16 protein-coding genes, 1 pseudogene and 1 CRISPR repeat array are annotated in these 22187 nt (G+C 71.7%); of the genes and pseudogenes, 11 read left to right on the forward strand and 6 right to left on the reverse strand.

Features of this window, described 5'->3' with window-relative positions; all coding sequences use genetic code 11:
• Nucleotides 1-433: 433 nt before the first annotated feature.
• From E4J16_RS12720 to cas6, 3 genes are all read left to right on the forward strand, one after another.
• Nucleotides 434-667, forward strand: coding sequence for a hypothetical protein (locus E4J16_RS12720; RefSeq protein ID WP_136314200.1), 234 nt, complete (start codon nt 434-436; stop codon nt 665-667).
• Nucleotides 655-1002: a type II toxin-antitoxin system PemK/MazF family toxin gene (locus E4J16_RS12725; protein ID WP_136314201.1), complete on the forward strand. Its 348-nt coding sequence runs from the start codon at nt 655-657 to the stop codon at nt 1000-1002. Before E4J16_RS12720 ends, E4J16_RS12725 begins: the two co-directional genes overlap by 13 nt.
• A 484-nt stretch (nt 1003-1486) precedes the next feature.
• Nucleotides 1487-3192: a CRISPR direct-repeat array (repeat unit 37 nt; unit sequence GTCTTAATGCACCTTGAGGTGCGAGGTGCTTCCTGAC).
• Between the two features lie 497 nt (nt 3193-3689).
• Nucleotides 3690-4508 (forward strand): CRISPR system precrRNA processing endoribonuclease RAMP protein Cas6, encoded by an 819-nt coding sequence (gene cas6, locus E4J16_RS12730; protein ID WP_240038146.1) that lies wholly within the window; start codon nt 3690-3692, stop codon nt 4506-4508.
• Nucleotides 4509-4575: 67 nt separating this feature from the next.
• On the opposite strand, the gene hpt is transcribed toward cas6, so the two are convergent.
• The 3 genes from hpt to dacB all read right to left on the reverse strand — a co-directional run bounded on the left by hpt (nt 4576) and on the right by dacB (nt 7863).
• Nucleotides 4576-5130: a hypoxanthine phosphoribosyltransferase gene (gene hpt / locus E4J16_RS12735; protein WP_136193950.1), complete on the reverse strand. Its 555-nt coding sequence runs from the start codon at nt 5128-5130 to the stop codon at nt 4576-4578.
• Between the two features lie 111 nt (nt 5131-5241).
• The gene (locus E4J16_RS12740; protein WP_240038147.1) at nt 5242-6465 is read right to left on the reverse strand and encodes a zinc-dependent metalloprotease; all 1224 of its coding nucleotides are present in this window, start codon (nt 6463-6465) and stop codon (nt 5242-5244) included.
• 3 nt (nt 6466-6468) lie between these two features.
• The gene (gene dacB / locus E4J16_RS12745; protein WP_136314202.1) at nt 6469-7863 is read right to left on the reverse strand and encodes a D-alanyl-D-alanine carboxypeptidase/D-alanyl-D-alanine endopeptidase; all 1395 of its coding nucleotides are present in this window, start codon (nt 7861-7863) and stop codon (nt 6469-6471) included.
• 239 nt (nt 7864-8102) lie between these two features.
• Between dacB and E4J16_RS12750 the strand changes: the two genes are divergently transcribed.
• Nucleotides 8103-8603: an inorganic diphosphatase gene (locus tag E4J16_RS12750; protein WP_086616070.1), complete on the forward strand. Its 501-nt coding sequence runs from the start codon at nt 8103-8105 to the stop codon at nt 8601-8603.
• Between the two features lie 148 nt (nt 8604-8751).
• Here the strand turns inward: E4J16_RS12750 and E4J16_RS12755 are convergent, their stop codons facing one another.
• Nucleotides 8752-10215, reverse strand: coding sequence for a C40 family peptidase (locus tag E4J16_RS12755; RefSeq protein ID WP_240038148.1), 1464 nt, complete (start codon nt 10213-10215; stop codon nt 8752-8754).
• Between the two features lie 321 nt (nt 10216-10536).
• On the opposite strand from E4J16_RS12755, the gene E4J16_RS12760 reads away from it, so the two are divergent.
• The 5 genes and pseudogenes from E4J16_RS12760 (at nt 10537) to E4J16_RS12785 (ending at nt 17371) form a co-directional block, all read left to right on the forward strand.
• Nucleotides 10537-11898: an O-acetylhomoserine aminocarboxypropyltransferase/cysteine synthase family protein gene (locus E4J16_RS12760; RefSeq protein ID WP_136193952.1), complete on the forward strand. Its 1362-nt coding sequence runs from the start codon at nt 10537-10539 to the stop codon at nt 11896-11898.
• A gap of 211 nt (nt 11899-12109) precedes the next feature.
• Nucleotides 12110-13300: a homoserine O-acetyltransferase MetX gene (gene metX / locus E4J16_RS12765; protein ID WP_420809314.1), complete on the forward strand. Its 1191-nt coding sequence runs from the start codon at nt 12110-12112 to the stop codon at nt 13298-13300.
• A complete protein-coding gene (locus E4J16_RS12770; protein ID WP_136193954.1) occupies nt 13297-14385 on the forward strand; it encodes an alpha/beta hydrolase in 1089 nt (362 codons plus the stop codon). Before metX ends, E4J16_RS12770 begins: the two co-directional genes overlap by 4 nt.
• A gap of 594 nt (nt 14386-14979) precedes the next feature.
• Nucleotides 14980-15999, forward strand: a pseudogene (locus E4J16_RS12780) (bifunctional lysylphosphatidylglycerol flippase/synthetase MprF); the annotation flags it as partial.
• The gene (locus tag E4J16_RS12785; protein ID WP_136314203.1) at nt 15992-17371 is read left to right on the forward strand and encodes an alpha/beta hydrolase; all 1380 of its coding nucleotides are present in this window, start codon (nt 15992-15994) and stop codon (nt 17369-17371) included. The pseudogene E4J16_RS12780 and the gene E4J16_RS12785, both read left to right, overlap by 8 nt.
• Before the next feature lie 43 nt (nt 17372-17414).
• Here the strand turns inward: E4J16_RS12785 and E4J16_RS12790 are convergent, their stop codons facing one another.
• Together E4J16_RS12790 and E4J16_RS15810 are read right to left on the reverse strand one after the other, a co-directional pair.
• Nucleotides 17415-18443, reverse strand: a complete 1029-nt coding sequence (locus tag E4J16_RS12790; RefSeq protein ID WP_136193957.1) for a restriction system modified-DNA reader domain-containing protein — start codon at nt 18441-18443, stop codon at nt 17415-17417.
• Nucleotides 18444-18624: 181 nt separating this feature from the next.
• A complete protein-coding gene (locus E4J16_RS15810) occupies nt 18625-20577 on the reverse strand; it encodes a transglutaminase TgpA family protein (RefSeq protein WP_338028889.1) in 1953 nt (650 codons plus the stop codon).
• A gap of 392 nt (nt 20578-20969) precedes the next feature.
• Here E4J16_RS15810 and E4J16_RS12800 point away from each other — a divergent pair, with 392 nt between their 5' ends.
• Nucleotides 20970-21275 carry a hypothetical protein gene (locus tag E4J16_RS12800; RefSeq protein WP_136314205.1) on the forward strand — a complete coding sequence of 102 codons (306 nt, stop codon included), beginning with the start codon at nt 20970-20972 and terminating at the stop codon, nt 21273-21275.
• A gap of 56 nt (nt 21276-21331) precedes the next feature.
• Nucleotides 21332-22159: a hypothetical protein gene (locus E4J16_RS16340; RefSeq protein ID WP_168709425.1), complete on the forward strand. Its 828-nt coding sequence runs from the start codon at nt 21332-21334 to the stop codon at nt 22157-22159.
• Nucleotides 22160-22187: the final 28 nt, after the last annotated feature.

A 22187-nucleotide genomic window follows, 5' to 3' on the forward strand; every position in this document is an offset into this window, starting at 1 on the left:
GGTACCGGCCGAGTCCTGTGCGTCGGCGTCCGCGGACGCAGTCGGCAGGAGGGAGCGCCTCGCCAGTGGTGGAAGGTCCTGGCCGAGGAACTGGTCCCGGCGCGGAGCACGGAACTCGTCATTGCGGCGGCGCCTGCGCCGTTGCCGATAGCTCCTGGGACCTCGCCGGCGAGCAGGCGCCGGGATTCCCGTCGGACGTGCTCCGCCGGCGGAAGGTGGTGGGATGTCTGGGTGCGAGTCCATTCCATGATCTCTTCGTCGAGTGGCGAGGTGGCGCAGGTTGATCGTAGCGCCGACGGCGTGAATGAGTGGGGCATTCGGGCACACCGGCACCCACCATCCGCCCTCGGGAGAGGCGGTGGCGGGCGAAACCGTACATCCGAGCGCACAAGACCGCCTAGATCAGTCCGGTCATACCAGTTATACTCAGTGTGTGAAGACAGCGGTATCCATTCCAGACCCGGTATTCCAGGAGGCCGAGGAAGTTGCGCGGCGCCTCGGCTGGAGCCGTTCGCAGCTGTACACGAAGGCCGTCCACGACCTGATTGTTCGCTACAGCGATGATCCTGTGACTGAAGCGCTCAACGCCCTCGAAGATGTCGAGTCGGCACAGACGCCGTTGACACCGGCCAGGAGACTCATCGAGTCGGGGGCATGGCCGTGGTAGCTCGGGGTGAGGTCTGGTGGCTCGACTTCGGCGACCCCATCGGCTCGGAACCCGGCTACCTCAGGCCCGCCCTGATCGTCTCCTCGGACCGGTTCAACCGATCCCGTATAGCCACCGTCATCGTGTCAGCCATAACCAGCAACCTGCGCCTGGCAGCGGCGCCGGGCAACGTCGAGCTGGAGCGCGGTGAGGCGGGTCTGCCCAAGCAGTGCGTCGTCAATGTCTCGCAAACTCTTGTCGTTGACCGCTCCAGGTTGAACAACCGCATCGGCGCTGTCCCCATGCACATTCTCGCCCGCGTGGACGATGGACTTCGACTGGTGCTGGACCTTTGACCGCAGGCCCGCAGGGCAGGCCCCGGTGTAACGGGCTCTTCCAGCTTGAGGGTGCGTTGTCCGGCGCACGTGTGGCTCGCGTGCTGCTCTACTCACCTGCGGGTACGCCTGCGGCGGCGCTCGCTGCTGCCGCACATCCCGGAAAAGTGTCCAGATTCGGGACAAACGCCGCCCACGTGGGCGTGAGTCGTTCTGGAACCCGCATGATTCCAACGTTTTGGTCGTGGCCTGGGACGCTGCCCGCACCGTTTGTCCCGAATCTGGACATTCACCACCACTCACACCCCGAACGCCAGCTGTCCGCGCGTATACGCCTGGGCTCGACACGCGCGACCAGCCCGCGGGTTCGACTACTGACACCGGGCAGGCCCACCAGCCAGGCCCGAGTCACTACCACACCAGACCGAGGCGCCCGCGCCTACCCCACACCCCTAAATCCGGAAGAGCCCCTTATCAACGGCGTAGCGATTCGATACGCCTGCGGGTCTTAATGCACCTTGAGGTGCGAGGCGCTTCCTGACCCCATGTGGGGCACGATCTTCAAGCCGAGCGAGGAGGTCTTAATGCACCTTGAGGTGCGAGGTGCTTCCTGACAGGTCGCCCTGATCTTCCAGCTCAACGGACGTCCGTCTTAATGCACCTTGAGGTGCGAGGTGCTTCCTGACTAACAATTTGGACAGGAGGTCCAGAATGATAGCAATCAGTCTTAATGCACCTTGAGGTGCGAGGTGCTTCCTGACTCAGGTTTGAGACGGAGGTCTGGTCGGAGGAGCGTGTGTCTTAATGCACCTTGAGGTGCGAGGTGCTTCCTGACCTATGTCGCGGCGATGGTCAAGGAGCGTGCGTGACAGTCTTAATGCACCTTGAGGTGCGAGGTGCTTCCTGACCTGCGCGAACGTAATTTTGTGCTTCACAGCCCTTGTCTTAATGCACCTTGAGGTGCGAGGTGCTTCCTGACACGTCTGCGTTGTGCAGCAGAGGACCGGGAAGAGATGTCTTAATGCACCTTGAGGTGCGAGGTGCTTCCTGACTCAAGGAGGAAGCATGAGTAACGACCGCAATGACTGGTCTTAATGCACCTTGAGGTGCGAGGTGCTTCCTGACTCGCCCGTGGCCGGCTACGGCCGACACTGCAAAAGTCTTAATGCACCTTGAGGTGCGAGGTGCTTCCTGACTCGCCGCACAGGCCGACACCGCCGCCGAGGCGGAAGTCTTAATGCACCTTGAGGTGCGAGGTGCTTCCTGACGAGCTGAGTAAGGAGGATCTAGAGCGAATCGGTCTTAATGCACCTTGAGGTGCGAGGTGCTTCCTGACGCAGCCCCAGTCCCAGGCTCCCGCTGCGAACGAGGTCGTCTTAATGCACCTTGAGGTGCGAGGTGCTTCCTGACGCGTCAATCACGCCCTCAACAAACTTTCCTTCTCGTCTTAATGCACCTTGAGGTGCGAGGTGCTTCCTGACCGTCTCCGCCGAGCGCGTCCAGCGTCGCGTCACCAAGTCTTAATGCACCTTGAGGTGCGAGGTGCTTCCTGACGCGACGATGCGTAACAAAAAATTGATGTCGGTCATGTCTTAATGCACCTTGAGGTGCGAGGTGCTTCCTGACCTACCAGAACACCATCACCACGTCCGTGAAGCAGAGCGTCTTAATGCACCTTGAGGTGCGAGGTGCTTCCTGACTATATGTTGGGCTCTGGGCAGACGCTTGCCCGGAGGTCTTAATGCACCTTGAGGTGCGAGGTGCTTCCTGACCTAGCGCTGCGCTCCGCGCGGCGCGGCCGGCACGTTCGTCTTAATGCACCTTGAGGTGCGAGGTGCTTCCTGACGTATCAACGAAGCTGTCAACCGCGTCATCGCCGCCAAGTCTTAATGCACCTTGAGGTGCGAGGTGCTTCCTGACCTTCCGTCGGCACGCCGGGAACACTCTTCGGGAGAAGTCTTAATGCACCTTGAGGTGCGAGGTGCTTCCTGACATGTCTATTGTTGCGGCTGGGCTGGACTATACAGCGTCTTAATGCACCTTGAGGTGCGAGGTGCTTCCTGACGGGCGCTTTGTAGATAAACGCACACTTCACCAACGGGTCTTAATGCACCTTGAGGTGCGAGGTGCTTCCTGACCAATTTGGACAGGAGGTCCAAATGGAAGCCAACGTCGTCTTAATGCACCTTGAGGTGCGAGGTGCTTCCTGACCCCTACCCCTGGAAACCGCGTCATTCCGCCACTTCCAGAGGCGAGATCGCCACCGACCCCGCAAGCACCCCACGGGACCGACCGGCACCACCCCAAAAGTACCACCTTTCGTTGAAAACACGCCAAGCGCCACCGACACCCCTCCAGGCCCCTCCAGCCACCAACTTTCAACGAAGTCATGCGGAAAAGTCGGGGTCAAAACGTACCAATCTTTGTATCGTAGACCGAACTGTGACCTACCAGCAGGTGTCACACCATCCACACAGGCCACACCAACGCCACCAGCCACACCCGCAACCCGGCACTGTCGCTCCGTCTCCTCTCCCCTTGCCAACGCCCCCTGTACAACGGCACTCCTCATCGCAAGACTCCACCAGCTAGTACAGCTAATTCGCTCCCGTACCCGCTTGATCGGTGACAGGATGTACTCGGCGTCCCGATCCCACCACCGCCGCACACAACGTCGTGACGCACACGCGTACAAACCAGCAGGAGGCGTGACCGTGCCCGCTACCGTGTACATCCGCTTCGATGTCGACGCCCGCGTCCACGCCACGCCCCGACGTCTCCACGCGGCCTGGGGCCACGTACTGGATCTGCCCGCAGGCATCTCCCCCGCACGCGCCCGGCACCTGCCCAGCCTGGCCCACCGCACGCCGCACGACGCCCCCGGCCCCAAGCCCTACTGCCTGGGCCAGATGGACGAGTCGCCGGGCATGATCGGAATCGAGCTGCGTATCCTGAACGATCACCTCCTGGACACGCTCGACGCCTGGCTCGCCTGGGGCGGCGTACTGCCGCTCGGCGACGGCGCCGAGCACACGGTCCTCGCCGCCGCCCTGGAAGCGCAGGTGCTTGAGCAGTCCTCCTGGGAGGAACTGGCCGCCACCTGCGAGCACAACGCCTGGAGCATCCAGCTGCTGTCCCCCACCGTGTTCACCACCCGGGGCCGACACTCGCCCGGCATCACCCCAACATCCCTGGCAACCAGCCTCCACAGCCGCTGGCGCCGCTGGTCGCCCCAGACCGCGCCAACGCTGCCGGAACGCGCCCATCTGGAACGGCTCCTGGCCATGGAGGACCGCACTCACGCCGTCGCCGTCGGCCTGGGCATGCCCCGACGCGACTCCCGCGGCCGACTCGCCGACCGACGCATCCCCGCCCGCGCCGGCCGGCTGCGCATCTGCGGCCCCACCGGCACCCCGGCCACGGCCGCCTTCTCGCGGCTAATGGCCCTGGCCCGCTATACCAACGTCGGTTCACATACCTCCTACGGAATGGGCGTGATCGACGTCATCCCCGACCCGCTCCCCTGACAATCGTTGGACACGCACCCGACGCGGCACCAGGCTCGACGGCGTCATCCAGGCCGAAGCCCACGCCTCAGCCGCCGTAGACCTCCGGGCGCAGGGTCCCGATGAACGGCAGGTTGCGGTACTTCTCCGCGTAGTCCAGCCCGTAGCCGACCACGAACTCGGTGGGGATGTCGAAGCCGACGTACTTGACGTCCACCTCCACCTTGGCAGCCTCCGGCTTGCGCAGCAGGGTGGCGATCTCCACGCTGGCCGCGCCGCGGCTGGACAGGTTCCCCAGCAGCCAGGACAGGGTCAGCCCGGAGTCGATGATGTCCTCCACCACCAGCACGTGCCGGCCGGTGACGTCCGCGTCCAGATCCTTCAGGATGCGCACGACCCCGCTGGACTTGGTGCCCGACCCGTAGGAGGACACCGCCATCCAGTCCATGGGCACCGAGCGGTGCAGTCGGCGCGACAGGTCCGCCATCACGTAGACGGCCCCCTTGAGCACGCCCACCAGCAGCAGGTCGCGGTCGGCGTAGTCGACGTCGATCTGTGCGGCCATCTCATCAAGGCGCTGGTTGATCTCCTCCTCGGTGATGAGCACCTGCTGCAGGTCCTGTCCCATGTCCGCGGCATCCATGTGTGAGCCTCCTGGTTCTCCGGCGAGTTCTCGGCATACAACTTGCGGCGGCTGGGGCGGCGTCGGGAGAACGCGAGGGCTCCAGTCCCGGCGGCATCCTTTCACACCCGGCTACAGTCCCAGCCGCTCGATCCAGGCCTCGGGCCGGGCGATCTCCTCGGGCCGCGGCAGGTTCTCCGGCGCCCGCCACACCACGTTCAGTCCCGCATGCCCCACCCGGTCGACGACGGCGCGCACGAACTCCGCCCCGTCAACGTACTGGGCCCGCTTGGCCTCCGCCCCCAGCAGCCGCTCCAGCACCGTGGCCGCGGCACCGTCGCGAGAGTGCCGCAGCACGGCACGCAGCCGGTGCACCGAGGGCATCCGGCTGGGCTCGACGGCGTCGAGCACCGCCTCCGCATGCCCCTCCAGCAGCGCCATGGTGGCGGCGACGGCGGCCAGCCGTTCACGCTCGGCGGCCCCCAGGCGGTCGGCCAGCAGCGGCGAGAGCGCCTCCGGCCCCGCCGCCGTCCCGGACCGCAGCGCCCGAACCAGTCGGGACACGCCCCGGGGCTCGCCCGGTTCCGGCAGGCGCACCAGCGCGTCGGCGACCTCAACCACCTGCGCGGCCAGATAGTCGGCCAGCCAGGGCGCGGCCGTCAGCTGCAGGACGTGAGCGGCCTCGTGCAGCGCCACCCAGGCGGGCAGGTCCAGCCGGTCCAGGTCCCACTCCCGCTGCACACCGAGCACATTCGGCGCCACCAGCAGCATGCGGACCGTGCCCGCGACGGCGCCAGCACCCGGCCCCGCGGCGGCCCCCTGCGCGGGGTCAGGCGCGGCCTGGTGGGCGGCCCCAGCACCCGCGCCCGCGTCCACGCCGCCGCCCTCTCCGGGCTCCGCCCCCGCCGGCAGCACCTGGCCGAGCACACGCGTGGACACCAGGCCGAGCAGGCCGGCCACCGCGCCGGTCACGGCGGCGCGTCCGACGCCGTCGGGCACCCCGGCCCGCGAGCCCGCGGGCTCCGGCACCCGCTCCATGAGCGTGCGCAGGAACGCGGCATTGGCCCGCTGCAGGCCCGCCCGGTCCACCACCAGCACACGCATCGTCTGCGCCGCCAGACGGCCCGCACGACTCATGCCGGTGATCTGCGCCGCCCACGGCAGCGCGTCCTCCGCACTGCGCCGCAGCAGCACCACGATGCCGCGGCGGTCCGCCCCGGGCACCCGCGGCCCGGCCGGCGTGGCCAGGCGGGCCAGCCGCAACGCCCCCTCCCAGTCGACGCCGTCGGCCGCAGCCCCGCAAGCCGCAGCCCCGCCGACGCCGTCCTGGACGGGCCCGCCCGGCACCGCGCTCACCGCTCAGCCCCCGCAGCCGCAGGCGGCCAGCGGGGAGACCAGATCGTCGTCGATGGCCATCCGGGCGGAGTACAGCCCGCCCTCCTCGAAGCCGTCCACGATCACACTGAATGCCAGCAGGCGCCCGTCGGCGGTGACCACCGTGCCCGTCAAGGATGCCGCCGTATCCAGGGAGCCGGTCTTGGCGCGCACCGTGCCCGCGCCGGAGATCCCCACGTAGCGGTCATCCAGCGTCCCGTCCAGGCCGCCCACGGGCAGTGCCGTCATGAGGCTGCGTCCGGTGGTGCCGGCGTCGTCGCCCGCCGCCCGGGCGATGATCTGGGCCAGGAGCCGGGCCGGGACCTTGTCCCCCAGGGCCAGGCCGCAGGAGTCGCGCATGGTGACGCCGCTGACGTCGAAGCCGTCGTCCCGCAGCCGGGCGAGCACCGCCCGAGTCGCGCCGTCGAAGCTGGCCTCCTCCCCGGCGGCGAGCGCCACCAGGCGCCCCTCAACCTCCGTCATCGTGTTGTCGGAGGCCTTCAGGGAGACGGACAGGATGTCGGCCAGCGGCGCGGACTCGACGGCCGCCAACTCGGTGGCCTCCGCGCCCGCCGCCGCCCGGCTGACCTGCCCGGTCACCGAAATGCCGGCGGCGCGCAGGTGGTCGGCGAAGACCTGGGCGGCATCCATGGCGGGGTCGGCCGGGTAGCCGCCGGAGGGGTAGGCGGTCACGTCAACCATGAGCGGCTGTATCGGCGCCACCCAGGACTCGTTGCCCGCGGCCCAGGCGTCGTTCCAGGTGGGACCGGTGAACAGGGTGTCATCCAGGGCGACGGTGACGCTGGTGACGCCCTGCGCCTCCAGCTGCGCGGCGGCGCTCCGGGCCAGGTCGCCCAGGCCGGCGCGGCCCACCGTCGCGTCCGGGTCGCCGGCGTCCTCAGCGAGCAGGACGTCCCCGCCACCCACCAGGGTCAGCGTGCTCCCCTCCAGGACGGCGGTGGTGCGCAGCGTGTGCTCGGCGCCCATGAGTGACAGCGCCGCCCAGGCCACCGGCACCTTGTTCGAGGATGCGGGAGTCAGGGGCGAGCCGGCGCGAACATCCACCAGTTCCTCGCCGCTGACCACGTCCACGATCGACACCCCTGTCGTGCCCTTGCCTACCCGCTCATCCCCCGCCAGCGTGTTCGCCAGGGCGGTCAGCTCGGCGGCATCGGGCACCGGTGCGTCCGCGGCCAGGCCGGAGGCGGCGTCGGGCTCCTGGGCGACGGCGGAGGCCGTGGGGAAGGGCTGGACCGTGTAGTCGGCGGGCGATGCGGTCAGCACGCCGGGTACCAGATCCAGTGCGTCGGCCAGCCCGTAATAGGCGCCGAAGACGACGAGCGTGGCTGCCGTCAGGGCAGCGATCTGGGCCTTGTGCACGGCTCCTCCGAGGGTCGGGCGGACGTTGTAGGCGAGCTTCGGGCGCGACCGCGGCGGGAAGCCCTGCCACCTCGGGCGGGCCGCATGGCTTTCCCCTCCGGATGCGCCGTCATAGTCCACACTAGTGCTATCGGACCGGCCCTTCCGGCGCGACGCCGTCCTCGTCGTGTCGCGGGCAGGCCGGCGTCCCGAGCACTCGGGGCGCCCACACGCAGGCAACGCAAGATATGGAGACAGCCGTGGAATTCGACGTGACGATTGAGATCCCCAAGGGGAACCGCAACAAGTACGAGCTCGACCACACCACCGGGCGCATCAAGCTGGACCGGATGCTGTTCACCTCCACCCGCTACCCCGACGACTACGGGTTCATCGACAACACCCTGGGCGAGGACGGGGACCCGCTCGACGCGCTGGTCCTGCTGGAGGAGCCCACCTTCCCGGGCTGCCTGATCCGCTGCCGCGCCCTGGGCATGTTCCGCATGCGCGACGAGAAGGGCGGGGACGACAAGGTCCTGTGCGTGCCCGCGGGCGACCAGCGCGCCTCCTGGCGCACCGACATTGAGGACGTCTCCGAGTTCCACCGCCTGGAGATCCAGCACTTCTTCGAGGTGTACAAGGACCTCGAGCCCGGCAAGAGCGTGGAGGGCGCGCACTGGGTCGGCCGTGAGGAGGCCGAGGCGGAGATCCGCCTGTCCTACGAGCGCGAGGCCGCCCGCATCGCCCGCGAGGGGCACTGAGACGGGCCACCGTGGCCGCCCCTGATTGAACCGCGGTGGGGCGGCCGCGTCGCGCCCGGGCGGACGCCTGCCGCCCGGACCGGTCGGCCGCCCCGGCTCCGGCGGTGAGCCCGACGACGGCGCCCCTGAGTCGCCGCCGTCGGGCAGATCAGGGGCGCACGGCGTAGGGCATGACCCCGGAGTAGCGCATCGAGGTCACGCGCACCGTGTAGCCGAAGGTCGGCGCTTCGATCATCTGACCGTTGCCCAGGTACATGGCCACGTGGTAGATCCCGGACTGGGTGCCGTTGGAGGACCAGAAGACCAGGTCGCCCGGCTGGGCGCTGGACAGGGGGATCATCGTGCCCTGGCCGTACTGCGCGCGGGAGGAGTGCGTCAGGTACACGCCCGCCGCCCGGTAGGACATCATCGTCAGCCCCGAGCAGTCGACTCCCGCGTAGGACTCGCCCGCCCACACGTAGGGCACGCCGATGTAGGTGTAGGCCGTCGCAATGGCGGTGCTCGCCGCGCCGCCGGAGCTCGCTGTGCTGGTGTTCGTCGCGGTTTGCCGCGGAGTCTGGGAAGAGGAACCGGAGGACGAGCCGGACGAGCCGCCTGACGACGAGCCACCGGAGGACGAGCCGCCCGACGACGAGCCGCCGGAGGAGCTTCCAGAGGACGAGGAGCCGGACGAGCCGCTCGATGAGGAGCCGGATGAGGACTGCCCGCCCGAGCTCGTGGACTCCTCGGAGGACTGCCCGGAGGAGGACTGCGAATTGCGCTCCTCAGCCTGACGCGCCGCCTCGGCCTGGGCGGCCTGCTCACGAGCCGCCTGCTCGGCCGCCTCCTTGGCGGCGGCCTCCTCCCGGGCCTTGCGCTCCGCCTCCAGCTGCTCCTGGTAGGCGGTCTCGAGCTCAACGGTGGTGTTGCGCTGCTCTGCGAGCTGGGCGATGAGGCTTGCCCGTTCGGTCTCGGCCGAGGCCTGCGCCGCCTGCGCAGCGGTGGCGGCGGCATCGGCATTGGCCTTGGCGGTGGCGGCGGCGTCGGCGGCCGTCTGCTTGGCCTCCACCTTGGAGTCGGCAATGGACTGCATCGTGTCCGCGACCGCCTGCAGGGCCTCGACGCTCTGCAGCTGCGAGTCAGTGTCCTCGCCCGCGCGCACCAGCGCAACACTGACGTCGGTGGCATCGCCGAGGGACTCACCGGACAGGTAGGGGGCCAGGACGTCCAGCGTGCCGGCGCTGCCCTGCTCGTAGGTCTCGGCGACGACGGCGCCCAGGTCGGTGCGCGCCTCATCCGTCTCCTCGGCGGCGGCGTCGGCGTTGGCCTGGGCGGTCTCGGCCTCGGTGGTGGCGGCGTCGAGCTCATCCACCGCGGTCAGGTAGTCCTCGTTCGCCGCGGCCGCCTCGATCTCGGCCGCGGCGGTGTTGACGCTCAGCTGGGCCAGGGAGGCCTCGAGCGAGGCGATGGAGGCCGCCGTCGTCTGCTCGGCGGACTTGGCGCGGTCAATATCGTCCTGGGTCACCTCATCGGCAACTGCCGGGGTGAACGTCACGGCGAGTGCGAGTACCGCGGCGGTCAGGCTCGCGCGCATGGGGGCGCTTGAGCGGCGCGGGCGATGGGTCGTGCTCACAAGTTCTCCGTACATGTTCCGGCGCGCCTCCTTGACCGACGCACCCCGGTTGTTCTCGCATACCGTACCCATCAATACCCGCAAGAGAAACACGAACAACAGAATTCACAGCAGCCACAGGGGGCACCCCACGTACCACCAACCCCGGAATGGCGCGGTTCTACGACACGCATCGCGGATGCGTGGCATTCGTCACACTGAGCTCTGAGGTAGCGTTTCCCTCACAGGTCCGCTCGGCCCGGCCCTCCCGCGGTCCCGGCCACCACTCCACGACCTGCCATCAAATCCGTCGTAGATTCCGCCATTGATCAAGGAGTTCTCATGGCTGAAGCACCGTCCAGCACTCCGGAGCACGTCCCCTCCCCCGCAGACCCGACCGGCTGGCGCTTCGAGACCATGCAGGTCCAGGCCGGCCACACCCCCGACTCCGACACCGGCGCTCGGGCCATCCCGATCTACCAGTCGACCTCATTCGTCTTCCCCAACGCCCAGGAGGCCGCCGAGCGCTTCGAGCTGAAGTCCCTCGGCCCCATCTACACGCGCCTGGACAACCCCACCAACCAGATCGTCGCGCGCCGCATCGCCGCACTGGAAGGCGGCATCGGCGCCCACCTGGTCGCCTCCGGAATGGCCGCGCAGGCACTGACCTTCTTCACGCTGGGCGGGCAGGGCAGCAACATCGTCGCCTCCCCCTCCCTGTACGGGGGCACCGTCAACCAGCTGAACCACACCCTGCCCAAGCTCGGCATCGAGACGCGCTTCGTGAGCGACCCCGGTGATCCGGAGGCCTGGGCGGCTCTGGCCGATGAGCGCACCATCTGCTTCTTCGGCGAGTCCATCCCCAACCCCAAGGGCGACATCCTCGACATCGAGGCGATCGCGCAGGCCGCGCACGCGCTCGGCATCCCGCTGGTGGTGGACAACACCGTCGCCTCCCCCTACCTGATCCGCCCCTTCGAGTGGGGTGCGGACATCGTCGTTCACGCGGCCACGAAGTTCCTCGGCGGGCACGGCTCCACCGTCATGGGCGTGATCGTCGACTCCGGGAACTTCGACTTCTCCCTCCAGCCCGAGCGCTTCCCCGCCTTCAACACGCCCGACCCCTCCTACAACGGCCTGGTCTACGCCCGCGACCTCGGCGTGGGCAGCCCCCTGGGCAACATGGCCTTCATCCTGCGGGCCCACACCGCCGGCCAGCGGGACCTCGGCTTCGCCGCGAGCCCGGCGGACTCCTTCCTGATCGCCCAGGGCGTGGAGACCCTCTCCCTACGCATGGAGCGGCACGTGGACAACGCGCTGGCAGTCGCGAAGTGGCTCGAGGGCCGGCCGGAGGTGTCCGAGGTCCGCTACTCGGGCCTCGAGTCCAGCCCCTACTACGAGCTGCACCGCAAGTACTGCCCGCGCGGGGCGGGCAGCGTCTTCGCCTTCGACCTGGTCGGCGGGCGTGAGGCGGGGGCCGCCTTCATCGACGCGCTGTCCCTGTTCTCCAACCTGGCCAACATCGGCGACGTCCGCTCGCTGTGCGTCCACCCGGCCACGACCACGCACTCCCAGCTCTCCGACGAGGAGCTCGCCCGCGCCGGCATCAGCGCCGGCACCGTACGCCTGAGCATCGGCATTGAGCACGTCGATGACATCATCGCCGACCTGGAGCGGGGCCTGGCCGCCGTCGCCGCGCTCTAATATCCCGCTCCCATCCCGCTCTCATCCCGCTCCCCACCGAGGTCGGTAGATCTTACGTACCGAGGTCGGTCCGAGGACGCCTCACTCGTGCGGCCGTGCTGGCCGGCGGCAAGACCGCTGGCCAGCACGGCCCGCCCCACCACGGCCCGCCCGCCCCAGCACATCCCCGGCCCCGGGGCGCCCAACACTTATCCCGGCTACGATGTCACCCATGACCGCGCCCATTTCACAGGTGCCGGGGGTCGGTACAGCAACCCTCAAGCTCGTCGACCGCTCGGCGGGCTCCCCCACGGGCGCCTGGCGCCCGGGCGATGACCCGGGCCGCCGACACTTCCTGGAGATCGGCGACCTCCCCCTGGACTCCGGCGAGATCCTGCCCGAGACGCACCTGGCCTTCGAGACCTGGGGACAGCTGAGCCCCGCACGCGACAACGCCGTCCTGGTGCTGCACGCCCTGACCGGCGACTCCCACGTCACCGGCGAGGCCGGCCCCGGCCACCCGACCGCCGGCTGGTGGGACACGCTCGTCGGCCCCGGCCGCGCCATCGACACCGACCGCTACTACGTGGTGGCGGCGAACATCCTGGGCGGCTGCCAGGGCTCCACCGGCCCCTCCTCCACCGCCCCGGACGGGCGCCCCTGGGGCTCCCGCTTCCCGTGGCTGACCACGCGCGACGCCGTGCGCGCCGAGTCGCGCCTGGCCGACGCCCTCGGCATCGACACCTTCCACCTGGTGATCGGCGCCTCCCTCGGCGGACACCGCGCCCTGGAGTGGGGCGTGATGCACCCCGAGCGCGTACGCAACCTGGCACTGGTTGCCACCGGCGCCTCCACCACCGCCGACCAGCTCGCCTGGTGCCACCTGCAGGAGCTCGCCATCGTGGGCGACCCCTACTTCTTCGACGGCGACTACTACAACCACCGTGTCGGCCCCGTGCGCGGGCTGGGCCTGGCCCGCGCCATCGCCCACACCACCTACCGCTCCGCCGGGGAACTGGACACGCGCTTCGGCCGCGCCCACCAGGGCCAGGAGGACCCCGCCGTCGGCGGCCGCTACCAGATCGAGTCCTACCTGGACCACCACTCCGGCAAGCTGCTGGCCCGCTTCGACGCCAACACCTACCTGATCGTCAACCACTCGATGATGGTTCACGACGTCGGCGCCGGACGCGGCGGCATCGAGGCGGCCCTGGGGACGGTGACCGCCCGCACCCTGGTGGTCGACGTCGACTCCGACCGCCTCTTCCTGCCCGCACAGGCCGAGGAGCTCGCCGCCGGCATCCCGGACACCCGCCGCACCACCATCCACTCCCTGCACGGGCACGACGGCTTCCTCATTGAGGCCGACCAGATGGACGCCGCCCTGCGCGGCTTCCTGACCGAGGACGAGCCCGGCCGATGAGCAACCCCGCCCACCCGGCCCCCGCAGTCCCCGTGGCACCCGTTGACGCCTGGGGTCCGGACGTGCTCGGTCCCGGCTTCCGCGCCCGCACCCTGCGGCTGCTGCCGGACGCCGAGGACGACGACGCCGTCGCCACCCTGGTCCACCACGTGCCGGCCCTGGACCCGGCGGCCCTACCCGGCACGCCGACGGCGCCGCGCTTCACCATGCTCTACCTGCACGGCTGGAACGACTACTTCTTCCAGGCGGACTTCGCCCGTGAGATCTCCCGGATCGGCGGCGCCTTCTACGCCTTGGACCTGCGCCGTTACGGCCGCTCCCTGCGTGAGGGGCAGATGCTCGGCTGGGTCACCTCGCTGACCGACTACGACGAGGAGATCGGCCTGGCCCTGGCGGCCATGCGCGCCGCCGAGGGCTGGGACACCCCCACGGTGCTGTGTGGTCATTCCACCGGCGGCCTGACCGCCGCGCTTTGGGCGGACCGCCACCCGGGCGCCATCTCCGCGCTGGTGCTGAACTCCGCCTGGTTGGAGATCCAGGGCGCCGAGCCGGTGCGGCTCGCGGGTGAGCCGGTGGTGCGTACGCTGGCTCGTCGCGACCCGCGCCGGGTGATCCCCATCCCCGCCTTCCCGCCGGAGTCCTTGTACTCGCTCGCCGACGGGTGGGTCGCCGAGCGCGACGGCGAACTGCCCGACCCGGCCTGGGCGGATGACCCCTACGTCACCGGCTGGCGCGTCGACCATCGCTGGCGGATGGTCCCGACGGCGCCGATCCGGCCCGGCTGGCTGCTGGCGATCCTGGCCGGGCAGGCGCGGGTGGCAGCGGGCCTGGATGTGCGCTGCCCGGTGCTGTCGATGGGCTCCGCGCGCAGCCATTTGAGCGTCACCTGGACCCCGGAGGCGCGCCGCACCGACACGGTGGTCGACGCCGATGCCACGGCCCGCCGGGCGATCGGCCTGGGCAACCTGGTTACGGTGGCCCGCTTCGACGGCGGCGTGCACGACCTGCTGCTGTCCGCCCCGCCCGTGCGTGAGCAGGTCTACTCCGCGCTGAGGCGTTGGCTGCGCGGCTACGTGCTGACCTGAGGCCACGGCGCCAGCGCGACTTTCGTCTTCCCGACCCCCACCTTTAGGTAGGGGATGTCCCCGACTCGGGGCCGAGTCGCTTTCAGGGGCCGATCATCCGCCCGGCGGAGGTGACGTACGCCACCCGCCGCGCACCATGAAGACATGTCCGCCACAGCCGTTTCACCGCGTCCTCCCAGCATTGCACCGGTCCCCGCCGCCCCGCGCATCAGCGCCCCCGCCCCGACCACGCACCTCATCCCGCCCGCCCCCGCCCCGACCACGCACCTCATCCCGCCCACCCCCGCCCCGACCACGCACCTCATCCCGCCCGCCCCCGCCGCGCCCACGACGACGCCCATCGCCTCCCGGCCGACGACGCGCCCCTCCCGGGCGGCGCGCTACCGCACCATCCTGCGCACGCTGCTGGGCACCGGCGTCGGCCTGCTCGCCGTCATCGTCACCCTGGCCTGGGCCGCCGACGCCCAGCACTCGACCCGGGTGCTGGCCCCGCTGCTGGTGGGGCTCGTGCTGTTGGCCGTCTGGCACCGCGAGCGCATGACGCGGCGCGCCCGCCACAGCGCCTCAGGGGCGCGGCGGGCTCAGCTGGGTGAACTGGTGCGCACCCACGGTGCGGGCACCCTCGGCTGGATGCTGACCTGGCCGGGCAATCAGGCCTGGATCGCCCCCGGCCACAGGTGCGGCTTCGCCTACCGCACCGGCGGCGGCGTCGCCCTCACACTCGGCGACCCGGCCGCCGCCCCCGACCAGGTGGGTGCCGCCGTCGACGACTTCACCGCCTTCGCCGTTGACGCCGGCCTCATCCCGGCCCTGTACTCCGTGCACGAGCCGACGATGCGGGCGGCGCGGGAGCGCGGCTGGACGGTTGTGCAGGTCGCCGAGGAGGCGGTGCTGGACCTGGAGGGCCTGGCCTTCCGCGGTAAGGCCTTCCAGGACGTGCGCACCGCGCTGAACCACGCCCGCCGTGAGGGCGTCACCGCCCAGTGGACCACGTGGGCGGACGCCCCCACCGACTGGCGCAACCAGATCCGCGCCATCTCCGCGCAGTGGGCGGAGCAGCAGGCGCTGCCGGAGATGGGCTTCACCCTCGGCGGCCTGAAGGAGCTCACCGACGCCGATACCCGCCTGCTGCTGGCCGTTGACGCGGAGGGCACCGTTCATGCCGTCACCTCCTGGCTGCCCGTGCACCGCGGCGGCGCGGTAGTCGGCCTGACGCTGGACGTGATGCGCCGTCGCCGGGACGGCTGGCGTCCGGCGATCGAGTTCCTGATCGCCCGGGCCGCGCAGGACGCGCAGGCCGACGGGCTGGAGCTGCTGTCGCTGTCCGGCGCGCCTCTGGCCCGCTCGCAGGATGCGGACTGCCCGGGTGCGGCGGCGGCCCGCCTGGAGCCGGTTCTGGACCGTGTGGCGGGGCTGCTGGAGCCCGCCTACGGCTTCGCCTCCCTGCACGCCTTCAAGCAGAAGTTCCAGCCGCGCGCGGTGCCCATGTACTTGGCGGTCCCGGAGGCCATTGACCTGCCGGCGGTGGGGCTGGCGATCGCCCGCGCCTACCTGCCCGGGATGAGCCCCGTGCAGGCGGCCCGGTTCGGCAAGGTCCTGGTGCGTCATGGGTGACGACGTCGTCCAGCTGCTGCGGCAGGTGCGTCTGCTGCACCCGTGGATGGGGGCGGCGTGCCTGGCGGTCGTCGTGGTGGTGGCGGCGCTGGTGTGGCTGACCCGCACCCGGCACCTGCCCTGGCGGCGGCAGCTGGCCGCGCCGCTGGCCGGGGCCGGGGTCGGGGCGGCCTGCTGGGTGGCGGTCGACTGCGTGTGGCGGCCCTTCGCCGACGGCGTGGGCACGACCGTGTGGCTGTGGGTGGCGCTGACGGCGGGCGTCGTCGTCCAGGTGCTCCTCGGTGGGGACGCCGCCGCCGACCGGGCGCGCGTGCACGAGCGCAAGCGGCGGCTGGTGCGGGCGGCCGGGTCGGGCGGGAGCATCACCGCGACGGTGGCGGCGGCGTGCCTGGCCGTGAACGCGTTCTTCGCGGCCTACCCGTCGGCCGCCGCAGTGCTCGGCATGGGGGTGGCGACGACGCCGCTGGACTCCCTGCCGGCCGCGGCCGCACTGCCCCGGCCTCCTGAGCGGGGCCCGGGAGCACTGGAGGACTCCTGGCGGCCTCCCGCAGACATGCCGCAGGACGGCGCGGTCGTGACCGCCGCGATCCCGGCCGGGGACCAGTCGGGCACCAGCGGCTTCACCCCGCGCGAGGCCTACATCTACCTGCCTCCCGCCTACCTGACGGCGCAGCGCCCGGCGCTGCCGGTGCTGGTGCTGCTCACCGGCCAGCCGGGCAGCCCCTCAGACTGGTTCGAGCTGGGCGGCTTGAAGGACTCGCTGGACGCCTACGCCGCCGCGCACGCCGGCTTGGCGCCGGTGGTCGTGGTCGCGGACATGCTGGGCAGTCCCTACCGCAACCCGCTGTGCGCGGACACGGTGCGCGGCGGGAGGGTCGCCACCTACCTGGAGCAGGATGTGCCGGCGTGGATCCGCAGCCACCTGCAGGTGGACGGCGCCGCTGCGCGCTGGGCGATAGGCGGATTGTCCAATGGCGGCACCTGCGCCCTGCAGGCGGTGACCCGCTCGCCGCAGGTGTACCCGACCTTCCTGGCGCTGAGCGCCGAGGAGCACCCCACGTTGGGCTCGGAGCGGCGCACCATTGAGGTCGGCTTCGGCGGGGACCGCGCCGCCTATGCGGCCAATGACCCGCTCTCCCTGCTGGCGGCGGCGCCGTCGGGCCGCTATGCGGGCGTGGCCGGGGTGCTTTCGGTGGGCACGGGGGATGAGCGCTACGCGCAGGTTGTGCCCACCGTCGCGGACGCCGCCATGCGCGCGGGCATGACCGTGACTGAGCGGGAGTACCCCGGCGGGCACACCTGGGCGGTGTGGTCGGTGGCGCTGCGCGACCAGCTGGACTGGCTGGGGCGGCGCCTCGCGCTCACGGCCTGAGCCTGGACCGCACCCTTGCCGCCCGCCGTGCCGGTTCCCGCCCTCAGGCCAGTAGTTCGCGCAGGCTCGGGCCGCCGACGCCGACGCGCCACACCCGCCAGCCGTCGATGTCCTGAGTGTTCTGGGCCGCGTTGGCCGCGGCGGAGGGGTCGCGGAAGGAGGTGCCGTCCGCGATGGTGATGGTGCCGTCGGCGGCCAGGGTCGCCCGGTGGTCGATGCCGCGGCGTCGGCGCAGCCACACGAGGGTGGCCGGGGTCTCGATCGTCTGGGCGATAGTTGCCAGGGCCTCCTCCGAGGCCTGGCCGGAGGGGATGGTTGGCTCTGCACCGAGTGCCGCCGCCTCCAGGCGGTGCCCGTTGCCGGCGCCGGCGGGCGACGGCGCCGCCGGGGCGTCCTCCTGCGGCCCGGACTCGGGCTCGGACGGCTGTGCGACCACGGGGGTGGGCACAGTGGCGTCCTCGGGCAGGGGGGTCTCCGGTGTCTGGGCTCCGGGCGCGGCAGTACGCCAGTTCAGGTCCGGGGCGTGGTCGACGACGCCGGTGCGCAGTGGCTCGACGTCTACCAGGGCGCGCCCGTCCTCGGTGGAGCGGACCCGCAGCTCGTGAAGCTCCACGCCGGAGCCGACGATCATGCCCAGGGCCGGGCGTACGTAGTCGGCGATCTCGGTTGCCAGGAGGGTCAGCCGGGGACCGGGCTCGACGCCGGTCGGCATGCTGCCGCGGAATGCGGCCAGGTCACGTTCGAATGCGGGCAGGCCACCCGGGTAGCGGGAGGCGAGCTGGTCGCGCCCGCTGCGGGCCGCGCCGGTGGCACGCGCCATGGCGAGCAGCAGCGCCGTCGAGTCGAGCGCGTCGATGACCTCGATGGTGACCACCTGGCCGGCGGCATCCAGTGCGGTGAGGGCGTCCCCGCCGACTACCTGGTCCCAGCCGATCGCCAGCAGCGGCCGACGCAGCACTTCGGTGATCTGCCGGCGCACTGCGGCCAGGACGGCGCTGCGATCCGCGTCTGTTGCGCGGCGGCCCAGAACCGCGGGCTCAAGCCGGTTGTCCTTGAGGTCAAAGAGCGCCATCTTGTGTGCCTTCCTGATCCGGCGCTCACCGCCCCGACGGGTCGCGCGCTACTTCGGTCATCCTCTCATGCACAGGGCTGCATATCGCACTCGTGTGGGCCGCTGCACACGCCGTCTTCCGGCCGCCTCCAAGGCACCTGGGAGGCTCGTCTGCGCCGTCTTGCGCCCGGCTGTGCGGCGGTCAGCGCCGGCGCCACAGGCTGTCCGGCAGCAGGCGGGCGCGCAGGCGCCGGGACCGTGAGGCCGACAGCGCCAGTCCTGCCCGCGCGGTGCGCAGCAACCGCCCCGGGTCCGGTCGGCTGCCGTCTGCGGCGGCTGACGCGTCCCCGGCGTCCCCGGCGGCTGAGGCAGTTGAGCGCGCGGCGTCCCGCTCCCGGTCCCCGAAGGCCTCGGCGACGGCGGCCTGCGCCAACTCCACGATGGCGCGCCCGGCGGCGGCGCCCAGGCCCTCAGTGGCGGCCAGGTGCTCGGCGAGCGCCTCATGTGTGCGGGCACGTGGACCGGCGGCGTCGGCTCCGCCCGGCGCGGCGGTCGGAGCTCCGGCTCCTGGGCGCCGCGCCTGCTGCGCGGGCCCCCATGCGCCCAGGTCGGTCGCGGTGTCGTACAGCTCATCCCAGGCGGCCGCGGCGGGACGGTCACCGGCACGGATGCGGGCGATACGGCGCCGCCGCCGAACACCGCGCGCCAGCGCCGGGCCGGCGAGCAGCAGGGCGCCGGCCACCGCGCCCACCGCCCACAGCGTCAGGCGCCCCAGTCGGAGGCCACTACCGGCCGCCCGGCCCGTGCCGGGTTCCGGCGTCGCCTCGCCGGACGCCAAGGTCGTAGCCGTCGCCACGGCCCGTGCCGACGCCGACGCCGTCGCCGTCGCCGTCGGCGTGGGCTGCGGGTCCGCCCCGGTGTCCGCCCGCTGCCCGGCGCCGCCGGGGGTCGGCTCGAAGGCCACCCAGCCGAGGCCGTCGAACCAGACCTCGGGCCAGGCGTGCAGGTCCCGCCCGGACACGGCGGTGGGCGTGGTCGGATCCTCGGCGCGGGAGGCGTAGCCGACGGCGATGCGGGTGGGTAGGCCCAGGCTGCGGGCCATGAGCGTGAAGGCGGCCGCGTAGTGGACGCAGTAGCCCTGACGCTCAGCCAGGAAGCTGTTGACCGTCTCAACCGGGGTGGTTTCGGAGTTCGCGTCGAACCCGCCCGGGGCGTCCTCGTCGTAGGTGAAGTCGCCGCCGTGGAACCAGGCGGCCAGGGCGGCGGCCCGGGCAGTCGGGGCGGCGTCGGCGAGTCCCGCGGCCTCGACCACCTCTTGCGCGGTAGCGGCGATCGTGCCGATACCCCGGGGCGTGTCCGTGTAGGCGGCCAGGGCCCCGGGATCCGCAGCGGCGGCCGTGTAGGGCGGGAGCACCTGCGGGTTGCCGTCGGCGCCGGCGACCGCGTTCCAGCCCAGCGCCGTGAAGGTGCTGCCGGTGGCGGCGTTGTCTCCCCGGGCGACGACGGTGGAGGTGCCGGGCACCCACGCCCAGTGGGAGGGGGTGAGGCCCCCGTCCTCTGAGGCGTCCCGGCCCTCCTCCGCGGCGACGAGGACGGTCGCCTGCGGCAGTGGCAGGCGCGGGGAGGACAGCTCCCGGATGCGGATGCGTATCCGCGTCAGGTCGGCGGTGCCGGCGATCACGTCGTCGCTCGTCACGCCGGCGGTGACGACCGCGCCGCCGGCGGTCAGCGTGGCGTCGCCGACGGGCGCCAGCAGGGTGTCGGCGCTGCTGGGCCCCGGCTGCGCCAGCGGCTCCCAGACCTCGCCGTCGAGGTCGCGGATGACGGCGAGGGTGAAGCGCATGGCCGTGCCCGCGGGCACGGACTCGGCCGTGTACTCGAAGGCGGTTGCGGCCGAGCCGCGCACCAGGTCCTGTCCGAGCGTGAGCGTCGTGTCGGGCACGGGCACCGCCGCAGGGCCGACGCCGCTCACATTCCAGCTCCAGGCCCGCATCTGGCCGGCGGGGGCGTGCGGCATGACGAGCCCGGCCAGGCCGACCGCCAGGGCGGTGACGGCCGCCGCAGCCGTCCACATCCCGGCCCGGTCGGCGAGCACACCAACCGTGCCGCCCCGGGGCGCGCGTCGGGCTGAGGCCCCGGCCGCGGGCACCGGCATCGGCACCGAGGTGATGATGAGCGCGAGCAGGCCGGCTGCGGCCGCCAGTACGACGGCGTCGTCGGGGTACCGCCCCAGGACGACGCCGGGCGCCAGCAGCGGCGGCCGGGGGCAGCCCGGTGGCGCCGCAGCGGTCGGCGCCGCCCGCGCTCATGAGTGCGCACACCCAGGCGAGCAGGAGGCTCAGCAGGCACAGGGCGAAGCCGAGTGCGCCGTCGGTGCCCAGTGGGGCGATACCGTCGCGCAGGACGGCGCCGACAGCGCGCAGCTCACCTGCCGGGTCCGCCAGCCAGGTTCCCACCTGGCCGGTACCGCGCCAGCACCACAGCAGCGCACCGACGCCGGCCACCAGGCCCGCGCCACAGGCGTACCCCGCCCGCCGAGGCCAGGCGGTGCGCACCAGCCCGGGCACCATCACGGTGGCGGCGGCGACGGCCAGGCCGCGGGCCGCCCACGGCTCGGGGGTCAGCAGGGGCGACAGCGCAATCGTCGCCAGGTGCCACAGGGCCACCACGATGAGCGCGGACGCCGTTGGCTGCCAGCGTGAGGTGCGGGTGGTCGGCCGGCTGGACGGCGCCGCCCGCACAGCCGCCGAGCGTGGGGGCGGCGCCGCGGTGGGAGAAGCCGTTGCCGTGGCAGTGGCGGCGCAGGCCGGCTCCGGACCCACCGCCAGCACCACGCCTCCAGGAGCCGGCTGAGGCGGTGGTGCGGCGGCGATGCCGGTGATGACCACGTCGGCATCGGGAGCCGGGACGTGGTCGTCGTAGCCCTCCTGCGCATCCACGACCGCCAGGCGCCGCAGCAGCGTGACTGCGTGCGCGGTGGCGGCCCGGTGGCACTCGCCGCCCAGCCGCAGCTCGACGTCGTGGCCTACGCGCGCCCAGGCCTCAATCATCCCGGCGGCCCGGCTCACAGCGGTCTCGAAGGCGTCCGCCGCGGCGGCGTCCGTGCTCCCGCCGGTCCGCGGCGAGCCGGTGGTTTCCGCGCCTTCCGTGTAGGCGCCGGCCCGCAGGTCGAGGCGCAGGCGCCGCGGCCGACGACGCTCGGGCTCCCGGTCGACGACGAGCAGCCGGTCCACCCGTGCGGACTGGCGCCAGTGCACGGATCCGAGCGAGTCCCCGGGCAGGTAGTCGCGCAGGTTGCCCGGCTGCGTCCAGGCGCCCCCGCTGCGGGCGTGCCCGGCCGGGTCCCCGGTTGGGCGGTCGACTCCGCCCGTGTTGGCGGCAACCGCCTCGGTGGGCGGTGGCAGCGGGCGCGGCAGGGCCAGGAGGTCGCCGTCGAGGTGCATGGGGATGCGGGCGCGCGCCAGTCCGAGCGGCTCGAAGCAGCTGAGGGTCTCCGCCGTGACGGCGATCCGGCCGCGTCGTGGCGGGCGGTAGGAGATGGCGCAGCGTCCCGCGGCTACCGGGATCGTGAAGCGGGCGCCGTCGACGCGCCAGGTCACCCACAGCGGCACCCACCGGGGCAGCCGGGCGCCGACGGTGAGCCGCCAGACGGCCTCCTCACCGGCGTGGACGTCGCCCGGTCCGGTCAGGCGCGGGCGCGGACGGGCCGCCAGCGCCGTCGTCCAGGCGGCCAGTAGGGCGGCGGCCGCCAGCGCCGCCAGCAGG

The sequence above is a fragment of the Actinomyces procaprae genome, assembly GCF_004798665.1.
Taxonomy (GTDB): Bacteria; Actinomycetota; Actinomycetes; order Actinomycetales; family Actinomycetaceae; genus Actinomyces; species Actinomyces procaprae.